Consider the following 12,775-nt stretch of genomic DNA (forward strand, 5'->3'; position numbering starts at 1 on the left):
AAATAAGAATACCAGACAGCTTACTGGTGAATTAAATCCTCGTCTTTGCAGTCTGCGAAAGGAATCTAGGCATTCTCCGCAAAATATAATACCGCACCCGATCGTAGGTTACACTCCTCGCCAATTCCGAGCGGTACAGTGCCCCCTCGGATGTCGCGGGGCGTGACGCCGTACTGCGACTTGAAGCGGCGGTTGAAGGTCGACAGGTCGGCGAATCCGGCGAGGAAGGCGATGCTGGCGATCGAGAGGTGGCGTTGTGCCGGATCTTCCAATCGCCGGCGGCATTCCTCTATTCGACGGCGGCCGATCCAGGCGGCCACACCGATCCCGCGATGTTCGAACAGGATCTCCAACTTGCGCCGCGAGATGTGGAGATGGTTGGCGACCCATTCGGCCGTGAGCGCGGGATCGCTCAGATTCCCTTCGATCAAGCACAGCGCTCGCTGAAGAAGCGCTTCGCGGTAGGCGACCTTGCTGGTCTCGCGGGTCTGCCGGCTGGCGCCGAGCGCCAGCGCCGTGAGCCGGCATAGGGTGTCCTGAATCCCTCGCTGCTCATCGATGTCGAGACTACCGACGACCGGCCATGTCGATTGCAGTATTGTCCGGAGCAGAATGCCGACACCGGCCTGTCCGCTGATCAGCGTCCCCGCTGCATCTTCAGGGGCGGTGAGCATAGGGCCAAGCAGGCGGCGCGGCAGGGTCCAGACGCGAACGCGGAGATCGTCGGTGAAGGCCCCCTCGTAGCGCGACAGCGGGTCCATCACTGTCATGTCGCCCGGCTGTCGGAGGCAATCGCGGCCGGCGTGGCGCATGCGGCCATGCCCCTTCAGCTGCAGGACCAGATTGTAGTGGTCGCCGCCGGTGCGGGCGACATCGCGGGCGTCGCGGACCAGCGTGACCGCCCCCTGCTGGCATTCGCTCACGCTGCCGTCGGCAAACGGCGCCGCCACCAGCCTGCCCCGGACCGGACCGTCACTGAGCCAACGGGTGATCGTGAGTCCGCCGTAGGATCGGCATACGGCTTCGCGCCAATATGAGTCGCGGTCCTTGAGCGGAACGGAGGCGGTGGTCCACACGCGTTTTCGAGGGCTCTCTTCTGCCTGTGGCTTGAGCATGGCTCATTCATCCCCTCGGCCGCGTCCCCACGAGTGGTTCAACTGAGGCGCGGGTGCGATCGCGCTCTCCGGCAGGGCCGGTCAGGTCAGGCGGCCAGAACGGGCAGGCCGACGAAGGGATCATCGCCTAAGGCGGAGACGCTTTCCAGATGCGATGGGTGTGCGCCGAGCCGGCGGCAGGCCGGCGCTCTTCGGTGATCAGAGAGACGGCCCGTGCAGCAGCAGATCGAGAGTGGTCGTTCTGTAACGGCGTTCGATCCGGACCAGCCTTTGATCGTGCTTGCCGGGATGAGCCGGTCGTCGTGGCCGGCGGCCGGGCTCTGCCCGGCGTCGGGCGCCCTCGTCCGGCGGGAGCGAGGGGGCGGTGGCTCCGGCGCGGCGGCGGTTGTCGTCCTCTATGTCTGCGCGCTGGTCATCTACCAGTTCGAGCACGACGCCCAGCCCGAGGCCTTCGCCTCGGTTCTCGACGCGATGTGGTGGGCCGCCGTAACGCTGACCACCGTCGGCTACGGCGACATCTATCCGGTGACGCCCATCGGCAGGCTGTTCATCGTGTTCATGCTGTTCGTGGCGCTGGGCATCATCGCCATACCGACCGGGCTGGTCGCATCGGCGTTGAGCGCGATCCGGGCCAAGGAAGCCGCCGCCGAGGACCGGGAGGCGGCGCGGCCTTCGGCGACATCCCGCAACTGAGAGACCGCCAGGAAACGCTGCCGGTGCGGCCACCCCGGGGGCCGGTGCCGCCTGGATGGCCACGCCCCTTCGGGGCTCGCCATGACGGCTCCGGGATTGCGGTGCCGGCGCGCTTCAGCGGATGTCCACTCGACGTCGTGCACCGCCATCAGAATCAGGTCACACTCAGCGGGCGCGGCCGGAAACGGCCGCGCCCCCCTGACACCGGATGGCCCTGATGCTTCATCACATCGAGATCTACGTCTCGAACCTGGACGTGTCCCGCGCCTTCTGGTCGGCGCTGCTGGCGCAGATCGGGTATCGGGAAAGCGGCCGCTGGGATGGCGGCTTTACGCTGGCCGACGGGCGCGACGCCTACCTCACCTTCGTGCAGGTCGCCGAACGGCATGCGGCCCGGCCGTATCACCGGTGCGGCGTGGGCCTCAACCATCTGGCGTTCCAGGTGAACGGCAGGGACGCCGTCGACACGCTCCGGCACTATTGCCGGGAGAACGGCATCGCCACCCTCTACGACGACAGGTACCCCTTCGCCAACGGCGGCACCGACGACTACGCGCTCTTCCTCGAGGATCCGGACCGGATCAAGGTCGAGTTCGTCGCCGTCTGATACCAGCGGCCTTCGGGATCGACTCTCCCGCCCTTCCTCGCCATCGCGAGGACCCTCGGACTTGATCCGAGGGGACGATCATGAGGATCGCCTGCGCTCCGCTCCTGGCGACCCAATCCGACCGGAACCATATATGATACGACTGCGAGGAAACAGCGGGTGGCGCGATGGCGCTCATGATGGGTGCCCTCTACGAGGCGCTGCGCTCGGCCAACGTGCCGGAAGACACAGCCAGGCGCGCGGCAGAGGAGGCAGCTGGCGTCGACACCCGCACAGCGAAGCTGGAATCGGACGTGGCAACGCTGAAGTGGATGGTCGCGTCGGTGATCGCCCTCCAGATCATGATCTTCGCCGGCCTGATGTGGTTGCTGTGGGAAGGTTCTTCGACGATCCCGTGACGGGGTCTGGATGCCGATCGTGGCCGGTCCAGGCTTCCGCGAGTGCCTCCCGAGAGCGGAGGTTGTATCGTCCGGGCCGGAGTCGGCCCGGAGCGGTCACCCGCGCCGTCGGCACCCCCCTCAAATCCGCGGTCGGGATCTCCCATATGGGACAGGCAACGAGAACCGAATGCGACCGGAAAGAGAGATGAACACCTTCAGCCGCCGCGCGGGCAGAATCGTCGCGAGCCTCGTCATCGGGCTGGGCGTCCTCCTGGTCGCCGTCGACCATGCCGACGCCCGGCGCACGAATTCGGGCGGCTTCGGCAGCCGCGGCGAGCGCACGTTCCAGGCGCCGCCCGCCACCCCGACCGCGCCCGGCACCGCGGCGCCGATCGACCGCACCATGACGCCGCGCACGCAGGCGACCCAGCCGAACCCGTCGCAGCAGGCGCCCGGCGTCCAGGCCCCGGGAGCCGGGAGATTCGGCGGCTTCGGCGGCATTCTGGGCGGCCTGGCGCTTGGCGGCCTCATCGGCATGCTGCTGGGACACGGCATCGGCGGTGCCGCCGGGCTGGTCGGATTGGTTCTGCAGGTCGGACTGGTTGTCCTGGCGGTCATGGCGTTCAGACGCTTCTTCGGCCGCCAGCGCGGGCCGGCCTTTGCCGGTCCGTCGATGTCTCCCATGCGTCGGGAGGCCTCAGGCGATCCTGCCGCACGGCCGGCGGGTTCGGGGTATTCCGGGCCGGCGGGGCGGGCCGCGCAGGGTGCCCCGCGGGACGGGGTCGGCCTCGGCCAGTCGGACTTCGCCGCCTTCGAACGCCTTCTCGGCGAGATCCAGGCCGCTTACGGGGCGGAGGATTTCGCAGGCCTGCGCGCGCGCACGACTCCGGAGGTCATGTCGTACTTCGCCGAGGAGCTCGGCGGGAATGCGACCCGCGGCGTGAAGAACGAGGTTTCGGACGTCCGCCTGCTGCAAGGCGATCTGGCCGAAGCATGGCGCGAGGGCGATACGGACTATGCGACCGTCGCCGTCCGGTATTCGAGCGTCGATGCCACGCGCGACCGGAAGACCGGGCGGATCGTCGAGGGTGACCCGGACAGGCCGACCGAGACCGTCGAGGTGTGGACCTTCGCACGGAAGCATCGCGCCGATTGGAAACTGTCGGCGGTTCAGGCGGCCGCCTGACGCGAACGCTTCCGAGGAGGGCGGATATCGGAGCGATACCCGCCCCCCGGGATCGCCTCATCGCGCCACCGCTTCGAGGCGGATGGACGCGGCTCGGAAACATGAGGCGCCCGAGCCGGCCGGGACGACGGCGCGAAACCCGCGGCGGTCGGAGCCCGGCCGCCGATCGGCGCGACCGACGGGTCGACGGCGCGCCGTCCGGTGGATGACTCACACGAAGAAGATGTCGTCACCGACCGTCAGCGAGGTGGCGCCGATGACGGTGAGGGTGTTCCCGCCACCGAAGTTGAGGCGCAGGCCGTTGTCGCCGACGGGATCCACGTTGTTGTCGGAGGCGTCGATGACATTGTTGTCCGGATTGTTGTCGACCCGGTTCTCCGTGGCAATCGAGTCCGCCGATCCCACGAATATGCGATCGTCCTCGAGTTTCGAGAAATCGAGAACACGATCCCTGTTGTCGCCGATGCCGGGCTCGATGATGTAGGTGAAGTCGTCTTCCCTGTTACCGCCGCGAAGATCATCGTTGCCGCGGCCGCCGACGAGCTGATCGAATCCCGCCCCGCCGATCAACTCATCATTGCCGGCCTGTCCGAAGATCGCGTCGTCGCCGGCGCCGCCGCTGAGGTCATCGTCGCCGGCACCGCCGAAGAGATGATCGTTGCCGCCTTCGCCGCGCAGATCATCGCTGCCGTTGCCGCCGCCGAGGCGATCGTTGCCGGCACCGCCGCCGAGGTCATCATTGCCGGCGTCACCGCGAAGATCGTCATTGCCGCCGCCGCCGTCGAGAGTGTCCCGGCCGTCGCCGCCGTGGAGCAGATCATTGCCGCCCTCGCCGCGGAGGTCGTCAGCGCCGGCACCGCCGTCGAGAACATCCCGGCCATTGCCGCCCCTGAGGTCATCGTCGCCGGCATCACCGGCGAGGTGATCGTCGCCACCCTCGCCACGAAGAGCATCGTTGCCGCCGCCGCCGCTGAGGTCATCGTCGCCGGCGCCGCCGCGGAGGCTATCTCTGCCGGCTTCACCGAAGAGCTGATCGTCGCCGCCTTCGCCGTTCAGGTCATCATTGCCGTTGCCGCCGAAGACCACGTCGTCTCCTCCGCGGGCAAAGACGCTGTCGTTTCCCGCCAGCGCAAAGATGAGGTCGCTTTGCGGCGTGCCTGTCAGGGCATCAGCGACGTCGGAACCGAAGATAGGCATGGTTTTCCTCCTTGGACGGAAGTCCTCCTTGGGTGGACGTAGAGAGAGCGCGAACGCCGGCGGTCGTTGCGCGGCGCATCGACGTGCGCCAGCCCGGCTGCCATGTGGCGCCGCTCACGCGAAGCTGGCGGACAACGCTTCTGTCGTGGGCGCTTGGACGTCGGCCCGTCAGCCCGTCGAGTGAGTTTCGTGCTCCGGTCCGTGGCCCGCGGCCGGCAGGCTGCCTGCGGGGAGTTCCACGACGAGGCGGCCAACTGGTCTCGGCCGCCGGAGAGCCACTCGGAATTCCACCACCGAAGGGCATGCGAGTGCCCTCGGGTTATAGGCTAGGCCGTCCTCGACAGACCGCAAGCCCAAGCGCGCTTCGCTCCGCCCTCGTCAATTCGGATGATGCCGAGGGCCGCGGAATCCATCAAAGGAGGTACGGAGATCGCTCCCCGCCGGAGCGGCTCAATCCGGGGCAAGACGCTGATTCTGTTGATGGATTTTCGGGAGGACTCGGCTTGGCCCTATCTGTTCACGGGCCGCGACCTGCCGGTGGTGGAGCCCGTCGCCGGCGATGGGTGGTGATGATCCGGCACCTTTTTTCAGATTTGCACCACTCGCTGGGATCCACTCCAAAGGAGTGGATCGCGGCGGCGGGAATGGCCGTGACGGCGGCCCCTCGGCGGAGTTCGGTCCCGCGGCGGATCACGCCGCCGGCAGCGGCTCGGCAATCTAGGGCACCTGGGCCGCATCGGCGCGGATCTCGTCCCGGATCATTCGCGCCGTCACCGCGTTCAGATAGCGCGTCAGCGCCGCATTCAGCTCGCGGAACTCCGGCCACAGGATCTGGTCGACGAAGCCCTGCGGCACCCGCACCATCACCGTCGTCCGCCGCTGCCGCCGGTAGCGGAACGGCTTCAGCCCGTAGCGCCGGCACAGCGCCACGAACAGGTGCCGCGACCATTGGTCGGCCAGCGAGACCTTTATCTCCACCGCCGGGTCCCTGGCCTGCTGCTGCCGCAGCCGCGCCCGGATCCGCTCCAGCGCCGCCGCCGCCGCCAGCCGCTCCCCCGGCGTCCCGGCGCCGGCATGCAGCGCCTCGATCTTCCGAAGCTTCTCCCGCAGATCCGCATCCGTCGCCATCGCCACCATCCCCGCCGTCACCTTGCGCCCATGCTACCCCGTCCCGGCCTTCCGCGACAACCGAATGTTCGCTTTTTGTTCTTGACATGACGCCGCGTCGCGTGGCATGGTTCAGGCATCGTCAGACAGTTGCGCCCGCCCGGCCCCGCCGCGGCGGGTTTTTTCGTGCGAGGTCGGGATGGCCGATACGATCCAACTGCCGCAACGCTGGGACAATTTCGCCTGGTGCTACGTCCACCACGGCAACGCCGCCCGCGCGGCCCGGGAGGCCGGCTACGCGAGGCGCAGCGCCGCGCAGCTCGGCTTTGTCCTGCTCACGAAGCCCCAGGTCGTGACCGCCTGCTTCGGTTATGTGGCGCGGCTACGGGCCGAGGGGCAGCCCCCGTCGCCGCATGTGGTGCAGCGGCTGGGCGATATCGCCAAGGCTCGCCGCCTGCCGGGCGGCGTCGCCGAGCGCGACCTCGGCCATCTGCCGCCGATGCTCGCAGCGTTCCGGCAGTTCTGCCGCGACCAGGGGCTGGACGAGACCGGCATGGTGCCGGCGCCGCAGGACCCGCCGGCACCGCCGGAGGAGCCGGCGCCGTGGGCGGCCGGGCCGCCCCTTCCCGCCCTGCCGCCGCCCGACCTGGCGCCCGCCTTCCTGCAGCTGCTGGAGCCCTCGCGCTACAAGGCCGTCCATGGCGGGCGCGGGTCGGGCAAGTCGCATGTCTTCGCCGAGCTGCTGGTCCGGCGCTGCGTCGAGGCGGCGCCTGTGCGGGCGGTGTGCATCCGCGAGGTGCAGCGCTCGCTCGACCAGTCGGTCAAGCGCCTGCTCGAGGACAAGATCCAGGCGCTGGGCCTGGGTCCCGCCTTCACCGTCCAGGCCGACCGGATCCTCGGGCCGGGCGGCGGCCGGATCATCTTCCAGGGCATGCAGAACCACACGGCCGAGAGCATCAAATCGCTGGAAGGCTACGACATCGCCTGGGTCGAGGAGGCCCAGTCGCTGTCGAAGCGGAGCCTGGAACTGCTGCGCCCGACCATCCGCAAGCCGAGGTCGGAGCTGTGGTTCTCCTGGAACCCGACCCGGCCGGACGATCCGGTCGACCAGCTGTTCCGCGGCGGCCCGACGCCGCCCGACACGGTGCTGATCGAGGCCAACTGGTCGGCCAACCCGCATTTCCCGAAGGTGCTGCAGGCCGAGATGGAATGGGACCGCGAGCGCGACCCGGACAAGTACCAGCATGTCTGGCTGGGCGGGTACCGGCGGGTCAGCGAGGCGCGGGTGTTCCGCAACTGGCGGGTGGAGGCCTTCGAGACCCCGGCCGACGCCCGGTTCCTGTTCGGCGCCGACTGGGGCTTCGCCCGCGACCCGACGGTGCTGGTGCGCTGCTTCCTCAAGGGCCGGACGCTGCATGTCGACCACGAGGCCTACCGCGTCGGCTGCGAGATCGACCGCACCCCGGCGCTGTTCGACACGGTGCCGGAGGCGCGGCGCTGGCCGATCGTCGCCGACGGCGCCCGGCCGGAGACGATCAGCTTCATGCAGCGGCACGGCTTCCCCAGGCTGCGGCCGGCGGCGAAGGGCGGCGGCTCGGTCAAGGAGGGCGTCGAGTTCCTGAAGAGCTGCGACATCCTGGTGCATCCGCGCTGCCGGCACCTGATCGACGAGCTGGCGCTGTTCAGCTGGCGCACCGACCCGAAGACCGGCGAGATCCTGCCCGAGCTGGAGGACCGCGAGAACCACGCCATCGACGCGCTGCGCTATGCTCTCGAGGGGCAGAGGAAGCAGTACGGCAGCTACGACAGCAGCCTGAAATGGGTGGGGTGAGGGCCCCGATCCCCTGCGGACGGATGCGGGGCATCCTGCTACAGAGGAGGGGATGCCCGGAGCCGCATGCAAGGGGGAGCCGATGCGACGCCGCACCGCCGGATTCGTCCGCCCGGCCGGGAGCTAGGGCCGGATGCAGGAGATCGCCCCCGCGCTGTTCGGCGGCGCCGTCATCCTGCTGGTCGCCGGCACCTTCTGGCTGGTGATCGCGGGGATCCGGGGCAAGATCCGGCGCGTCGCGGCGCGCCGGCCGGTCGCCGGCCCGGACGGCAGCGTCGACATCCCCCTCGCCGCCGGGTCCCGGGGCATCAGGGGGATCCCGTGGATCGCGGTCTCGCATTCCGATGTCGGGCCGCGCCTGCGGCTGCATCCCGACGGCATCGAGTTCAAGGTCGTCCGGACCGAGCGGAGCGCCTATTCCGAGGTGTCGTCGGTCGACGTCCGGACCGCGGTCGCGACGGTCAATGTCGTGATCGAGTTCCGGACTTCGCTGCGAAGCTTCGCCGGCAACGTGGCGAGCCTGGCCACCGCGGCCGAGGTGGTCGACATGCTGGCGGCGAAGGGATGCCCCATCACGCCGCGGGCGGAGGCGGTGCGCCGGTCGCACCGGGCCGGGCCGGCGCCGGCGGACGCCGGGTGACAGGCAGCGCGGCTACGGCGTCGCCAGGGGCGCATGCGGCGCGGAGACGAGGCGGAGGAAGATGCGGTCCTCGCGCCGGATGAAGCGTTCGCGCCGGGCGAAATCGTAGTTCTCGCGGCCGAGCGGGTCGTCGCGCAGCCGCGCCCGATACGCCTCGTAGGCGGCGAGATCGCCGATGTTGTAGAGGCCGTAGGCGGTGGTCGCCGACCCCTCATGCGGCGCGTAGTAGCCGATCAGGTCGGCGCCGCAGCGCGGGATGGCCTGGCCCCAGTTGCGGGCGTAGTGCTCGAACGCGTCGACGCGATAGGGGTCGATCTCGTAGCGGATGAAGCAGGTCAGCATTCGCCGGGCTCCTGGGTTGCGGTCCCGTCAGCCTAGGCGATGCGGCGGCGGGGCGGGCGCGCCGACGCTTCGAGGACGGTCGAAGCGTCGGGTCACGCCAGCATCGGCCACAGCGTCGCCGCCAGCAGCAGGCCCATGGCGATGTTGAACCATCTCAGCCGGGCCGGATCGGCCAGCCAGCCCCGGAGCGCCGTGCCGAAGCCGGCCCAGGCCAGGATGCTGGGCAGGTTGACCAGGGCGAAGGCGGCGGCGACCAGCAGCGCCGAGAGGAACGGCGCCTGCGGGCTGGCGTAGACCGCCATGGTTGTCACCGCCACCGCCCAGGCCTTCGGGTTGACCCATTGGAAGGCGGCCGATTCCCAGACGGTCAGCGGCCGCGCGCCGGCCGCGCCGCCCTGGCCGATCGAGCGCGAGCGGCCGATCCGCCAGGCGAGGTAGAGGAGCCAGGCGGCGCCGGCGGCCTGCAGCCCGGCATGCAGCGCCGGCCAGGCGGCCAGCGCGGCGCCGAGCCCGAGGCCGACGGCGAGCAGCAGCGCGGTGAAGCCGAGGGTGATGCCGAGCACCTGCGGCAGGGTGCGCCGCAGGCCGAAATTGGCGCCGGAGGCCAGCAGCATCAGGTTGCTGGGCCCCGGCGTGATCGAGGTCACGAAGGCGTAGAGGCACAGCGCCAGCAGCGCATCGAAGGGCATGGGTCCGCTCCCGTCATCCGTCGTCGGGAGGCCGACGATGGCGTGGGAGCGGGTGCGCGTGGGGTCCGGAATCCGGACCGTCAGCCGAGGGCGGCGCCGCGTTCCTGCAGCAGGGCGCGGAGCACGGAGCGGTGGCAGCGCCCCTCCTCTGCGCAGTAGCAGCCGAGCGAGAAGTCGGCGCCGTGCGACAGGGCGGCCAGCAGGTCGAGGGTGCGGCGCGGCGCCGGCCGGTCCATCTCGGCCCGAAAGGCACGGGCGAAGGCGGCCCATTCCGCCTCGGTCCGCGCCGCCCTGCCCTGCGCCAGCAATTCGGGGCTGGGCGCGAGCTCCGGATACCAGACGTCGAACCAGTCGTCGGCGGCATAGCGCGCCTTCGGCACGCCGCGCGGCAGGCGCCGCACCGTGCCGATCCGCGTGCCCTCCCCCGGATGGCGCGGGCTGCCGAGCCGGACGATCCTGAGCGTCATGCTTCAAGCTCCGCCGAGGCGGGCACCGCGGGCCCGATGCCGGCCAGCTGGTAGCGGAGGAACCAGCCCGGGAAGGCGCGGGCCAGCGCCCGCGGCCCCTCGACCGCCAGGCCCAGACGCTGCGCCCCGGCGAAACCGCGATCGCCGCGCCACCACGCCACCAGGGCGGGCAGCGTCCCGTGCACGCGCAGCGGCTCGGGGAAGCCCGGATTGTGCGTGCACAGCGAGGCCTCCGCCGGCGTCAGCAGCAGGAAGCGGGGCCGGTGGCCGCGGATCTCAAAGCGCACCACCAGCGGGTCGCGCGGCAGCGCGCCGAAATCGACGCGGCGCCGAAGGTCGACCAGCACGGGCTCGAGGTCGAGATCCTCCGCCTCCGCCCGCCGCGGCAGCCAGCGCTGGCCCCAGCTGCCGAGCGCGCCGACCAGCCCCGCCAGCTCGCGCCCCGCCTCGGTCAGGACGTATTCCGGGCCGTGTTCGCCCTCGACACGCTCGACCGCGCCGATGGCGGCGAGCTCCTGCAGCCGTTCCGACAGCATGGTGCGCGAGATCCGCGGGATGCCGCGGCGGATGTCGTTGAAGCGCCGGCTGCCGCACAGCAGCTCGCGCACCACCAGCAGCGTCCAGCGGCCGCCCAGCACCTCATGGGCGCGCGCCACCGCGCAGAACTGACCGTATCCCGCCATGGCCACACGCTAGCACGGCGCGCCGGCCCGGGCGGTCCGGAATCCGGACCGCTCGACAAGCGCTGGCGGCGCCCCCATCTGATCCCGGCCGACCATCCGGGGATCCGCCTTGGACCACGCCGCCGAACTGGACCGACTGGACCGCCTCGCCACGCTGCTGGATTCGCGCTGGCGCCTGCCGCTGCTGGGCTGGCGCTTCGGCCTCGATTCCGTGATCGGGCTGGTGCCGGGGCTGGGCGACGCCGCCGGCGGGCTCGCCTCCGCCTATCTGATCCTGCAGGCCCGGCGGCTCGGCGCGCCGAACCGGGTGCTGGCGATGATGGCCGGCAATGTCGCGCTCGACATCGCCCTCGGCAGCGTCCCGGTTCTGGGCGACCTGCTCGACCTCGGGCTCAAGGCCAACCGCCGCAACGCGCGGCTGCTGCGGCGGCATTTCGCGCGGCAGGCCGTGCCGGCGTGACGGTGCTCAATCCCTGGGGATGAGCGTCATCACCGTCAGGGAATCAGCCAGCTCGCCTGCAGACCGCCGCCGGTCCAGTCGAACGCGGCACGGCGGTCGGCGCCGGGGACGAGGCGGACCCAGTCGATGCGGTCGACCGTCAGCACGATCGCCGCGAAGTTCTCCCGCCCCTCCTCCGTCCAGCCCGTCGAGGGCGGCGGCAGGGCCGGGTCGGCGATCGGGGTGCCGGGCGGGCCGGGCATCCGGTAGGCGGCGCGGACCGGGCCCGGCGTCGCCGTCCAGGCGGCGTCGAGCTCCGGGCCGGGCGGCAGCATCTCCGCCCGGCCTTCGGCCCGCACCTGCACCTCTTCCCCCGGATCGTAGAGCAGCAGCGCCGCGGCGGGGTCGGCGCGGATCTCGGCCACCTTCACCGAGCGGAGATCGGTGTGGATCTCGAGCCGCCGCGCCGCCGGGTCGACCGAACGCAGGATCACCGTGCGCAGCGCCGGCCCGCCCCGGCCGTTGAGGGTGGCGAGCGCGACCCGGCCGAGGGTGCGGCGGCGCGCGCCCGCGGCGCGATCGAGCCGGTCCCAGGCGTCGGCCAGCGCCGCGGCGAGGTCGTCGTCCGCCGGCATCAGCGGTAGGTCACCGCGAGGTCGCCGACGCCGTCGACATGGCCTTCCAGCCGGTCGCCGGGCTTGACCGGGCCGACGCCGTCCGGCGTGCCGGTCATGATCAGGTCGCCGGGGCGCAGCGCCACGAGGCGGGACAGATGCGCGATGATCTCCGGCACCGGCCAGATCTGGTCGGCCAGGTCGCCGGACTGGCGGGTCTCGCCATTGACCTTCAGCCAGATCGCGCCCTTCGCCGGGTGCCCGATCTCCGCCGCCGGACGCAGGGGCGACAGCGGCGCCGACTGGTCGAAGGACTTGGCCATGGTCCAGGGCCGGGCAGTCTTCTTGGCCTCGGCCTGGAGGTCGCGGCGGGTCATGTCGAGCCCGACGCCGTAGCCCCAGACATGACCGAGCGCGCGCTCCGCGGCGATGTCGGTGCCGCCGGCGCCGATCGCCACCACCAGCTCGATCTCGTGATGCAGGTCCTTGGTCGCCGGCGGATAGGGAATCTCGCTGCCGCCCGGCACCACCGCATCGGCCCATTTGGCGAAGAAGAAGGGCGGCTCCCGATCCGGGTCGTGGCCCATCTCGCGGGCATGGGCGGCGTAGTTGCGGCCAACGCAGAAGATGCGGCCGACGGGAAAGGTGGCGTCGCTGCCGAGCACCGGGACGAGGGTCTGCGGCGGCGGCGTGATCACGGTCGACATCGGAAAGCAGTCCTTCAGGGAGGCGATGGTCCGCGGCGAGGCTGCGCGGCCCGGCCGAGCTTGTCAAATCCCGATCCC

Annotated in this window: 16 protein-coding genes; 7 read left to right on the plus strand and 9 right to left on the minus strand. The window is 70.7% G+C overall.

All coding sequences use genetic code 11. The annotated features are described in order from the left end of the window. Positions 1-65: 65 nt before the first annotated feature. The gene (locus G537_RS0104120; RefSeq protein ID WP_081688585.1) at positions 66-1,115 is read right to left on the minus strand and encodes a helix-turn-helix domain-containing protein; all 1,050 of its coding nucleotides are present in this window, start codon (positions 1,113-1,115) and stop codon (positions 66-68) included. Between the two features lie 213 nt (positions 1,116-1,328). Between G537_RS0104120 and G537_RS36400 the strand changes: the two genes are divergently transcribed. The 4 genes from G537_RS36400 to G537_RS0104140 all read left to right on the plus strand — a co-directional run bounded on the left by G537_RS36400 (position 1,329) and on the right by G537_RS0104140 (position 3,981). Next, complete coding sequence (locus G537_RS36400) at positions 1,329-1,808, plus strand: potassium channel family protein (RefSeq protein WP_211230290.1); 480 nt, start codon at positions 1,329-1,331, stop codon at positions 1,806-1,808. A gap of 217 nt (positions 1,809-2,025) precedes the next feature. Beyond that, positions 2,026-2,415, plus strand: coding sequence for a VOC family protein (locus G537_RS0104130; RefSeq protein WP_026869014.1), 390 nt, complete (start codon positions 2,026-2,028; stop codon positions 2,413-2,415). Positions 2,416-2,582: 167 nt separating this feature from the next. Beyond that, positions 2,583-2,813, plus strand: coding sequence for a hypothetical protein (locus G537_RS36405; RefSeq protein ID WP_034850623.1), 231 nt, complete (start codon positions 2,583-2,585; stop codon positions 2,811-2,813). 187 nt (positions 2,814-3,000) lie between these two features. Continuing rightward, positions 3,001-3,981: a Tim44 domain-containing protein gene (locus G537_RS0104140; RefSeq protein WP_026869015.1), complete on the plus strand. Its 981-nt coding sequence runs from the start codon at positions 3,001-3,003 to the stop codon at positions 3,979-3,981. 210 nt (positions 3,982-4,191) lie between these two features. Here the strand turns inward: G537_RS0104140 and G537_RS43495 are convergent, their stop codons facing one another. Next, positions 4,192-5,178, minus strand: a complete 987-nt coding sequence (locus tag G537_RS43495) for a calcium-binding protein (RefSeq protein ID WP_051247860.1) — start codon at positions 5,176-5,178, stop codon at positions 4,192-4,194. 717 nt (positions 5,179-5,895) lie between these two features. After that, positions 5,896-6,306: a hypothetical protein gene (locus G537_RS0104155; protein ID WP_026869017.1), complete on the minus strand. Its 411-nt coding sequence runs from the start codon at positions 6,304-6,306 to the stop codon at positions 5,896-5,898. A 178-nt stretch (positions 6,307-6,484) separates the two neighbouring features. On the opposite strand from G537_RS0104155, the gene G537_RS36415 reads away from it, so the two are divergent. Together G537_RS36415 and G537_RS41890 are read left to right on the plus strand one after the other, a co-directional pair. Then, positions 6,485-8,116 carry a PBSX family phage terminase large subunit gene (locus G537_RS36415; protein ID WP_051247862.1) on the plus strand — a complete coding sequence of 544 codons (1,632 nt, stop codon included), beginning with the start codon at positions 6,485-6,487 and terminating at the stop codon, positions 8,114-8,116. Between the two features lie 133 nt (positions 8,117-8,249). Continuing rightward, positions 8,250-8,756, plus strand: coding sequence for a hypothetical protein (locus G537_RS41890; protein WP_051247864.1), 507 nt, complete (start codon positions 8,250-8,252; stop codon positions 8,754-8,756). Positions 8,757-8,768: 12 nt separating this feature from the next. Here G537_RS41890 and G537_RS0104170 read toward each other — a convergent pair whose 3' ends face one another. The 4 genes from G537_RS0104170 to G537_RS0104185 form a co-directional block, all read right to left on the minus strand. After that, positions 8,769-9,098 (minus strand): NIPSNAP family protein, encoded by a 330-nt coding sequence (locus G537_RS0104170; protein ID WP_026869018.1) that lies wholly within the window; start codon positions 9,096-9,098, stop codon positions 8,769-8,771. A 92-nt stretch (positions 9,099-9,190) separates the two neighbouring features. Next, a complete protein-coding gene (locus G537_RS0104175) occupies positions 9,191-9,787 on the minus strand; it encodes a LysE family translocator (RefSeq protein WP_026869019.1) in 597 nt (198 codons plus the stop codon). An 80-nt stretch (positions 9,788-9,867) separates the two neighbouring features. Then, a complete protein-coding gene (locus G537_RS0104180; protein WP_026869020.1) occupies positions 9,868-10,254 on the minus strand; it encodes a DUF488 domain-containing protein in 387 nt (128 codons plus the stop codon). Continuing rightward, the gene (locus G537_RS0104185; protein WP_026869021.1) at positions 10,251-10,937 is read right to left on the minus strand and encodes a winged helix-turn-helix transcriptional regulator; all 687 of its coding nucleotides are present in this window, start codon (positions 10,935-10,937) and stop codon (positions 10,251-10,253) included. Before G537_RS0104185 ends, G537_RS0104180 begins: the two co-directional genes overlap by 4 nt. A gap of 109 nt (positions 10,938-11,046) precedes the next feature. Here G537_RS0104185 and G537_RS36425 point away from each other — a divergent pair, with 109 nt between their 5' ends. Then, entirely contained in the window at positions 11,047-11,397 is a 351-nt protein-coding gene (locus G537_RS36425) for a DUF4112 domain-containing protein (RefSeq protein WP_245578916.1), read from the plus strand. 35 nt (positions 11,398-11,432) lie between these two features. On the opposite strand, the gene G537_RS0104195 is transcribed toward G537_RS36425, so the two are convergent. Together G537_RS0104195 and G537_RS0104200 are read right to left on the minus strand one after the other, a co-directional pair. Beyond that, positions 11,433-12,011: a pyridoxamine 5'-phosphate oxidase family protein gene (locus G537_RS0104195; protein ID WP_034850627.1), complete on the minus strand. Its 579-nt coding sequence runs from the start codon at positions 12,009-12,011 to the stop codon at positions 11,433-11,435. Further along, positions 12,011-12,697: a fumarylacetoacetate hydrolase family protein gene (locus G537_RS0104200; protein ID WP_026869022.1), complete on the minus strand. Its 687-nt coding sequence runs from the start codon at positions 12,695-12,697 to the stop codon at positions 12,011-12,013. The genes G537_RS0104195 and G537_RS0104200 overlap by 1 nt, the downstream gene beginning before the upstream one ends. Between the last annotated feature and the right edge of the window lie 78 nt (positions 12,698-12,775).

The sequence above is a fragment of the Inquilinus limosus DSM 16000 genome, assembly GCF_000423185.1.
In the GTDB taxonomy this organism is placed as follows: Bacteria; Pseudomonadota; Alphaproteobacteria; order DSM-16000; family Inquilinaceae; genus Inquilinus; species Inquilinus limosus.

Excerpts from the sequence above, each read along its gene's own strand:
- G537_RS0104130 (WP_026869014.1), top strand. The coding sequence starts at position 2,026 with ATGCTTCATCACATCGAGATCTACGTCTCGAACCTGGACGTGTCCCGC.
- G537_RS0104185 (WP_026869021.1), bottom strand. The coding sequence starts at position 10,937 with ATGGCGGGATACGGTCAGTTCTGCGCGGTGGCGCGCGCCCATGAGGTG.
- G537_RS0104195 (WP_034850627.1), bottom strand. The coding sequence starts at position 12,011 with ATGCCGGCGGACGACGACCTCGCCGCGGCGCTGGCCGACGCCTGGGAC.
- G537_RS0104175 (WP_026869019.1), bottom strand. The coding sequence starts at position 9,787 with ATGCCCTTCGATGCGCTGCTGGCGCTGTGCCTCTACGCCTTCGTGACC.
- G537_RS43495 (WP_051247860.1), bottom strand. The coding sequence starts at position 5,178 with ATGCCTATCTTCGGTTCCGACGTCGCTGATGCCCTGACAGGCACGCCG.
- G537_RS0104140 (WP_026869015.1), top strand. The coding sequence starts at position 3,001 with ATGAACACCTTCAGCCGCCGCGCGGGCAGAATCGTCGCGAGCCTCGTC.
- G537_RS0104155 (WP_026869017.1), bottom strand. The coding sequence starts at position 6,306 with ATGGCGACGGATGCGGATCTGCGGGAGAAGCTTCGGAAGATCGAGGCG.
- G537_RS36415 (WP_051247862.1), top strand. The coding sequence starts at position 6,485 with ATGGCCGATACGATCCAACTGCCGCAACGCTGGGACAATTTCGCCTGG.
- G537_RS0104200 (WP_026869022.1), bottom strand. The coding sequence starts at position 12,697 with ATGTCGACCGTGATCACGCCGCCGCCGCAGACCCTCGTCCCGGTGCTC.
- G537_RS36405 (WP_034850623.1), top strand. The coding sequence starts at position 2,583 with ATGGCGCTCATGATGGGTGCCCTCTACGAGGCGCTGCGCTCGGCCAAC.
- G537_RS0104180 (WP_026869020.1), bottom strand. The coding sequence starts at position 10,254 with ATGACGCTCAGGATCGTCCGGCTCGGCAGCCCGCGCCATCCGGGGGAG.
- G537_RS0104170 (WP_026869018.1), bottom strand. The coding sequence starts at position 9,098 with ATGCTGACCTGCTTCATCCGCTACGAGATCGACCCCTATCGCGTCGAC.
- G537_RS0104120 (WP_081688585.1), bottom strand. The coding sequence starts at position 1,115 with ATGCTCAAGCCACAGGCAGAAGAGAGCCCTCGAAAACGCGTGTGGACC.
- G537_RS41890 (WP_051247864.1), top strand. The coding sequence starts at position 8,250 with ATGCAGGAGATCGCCCCCGCGCTGTTCGGCGGCGCCGTCATCCTGCTG.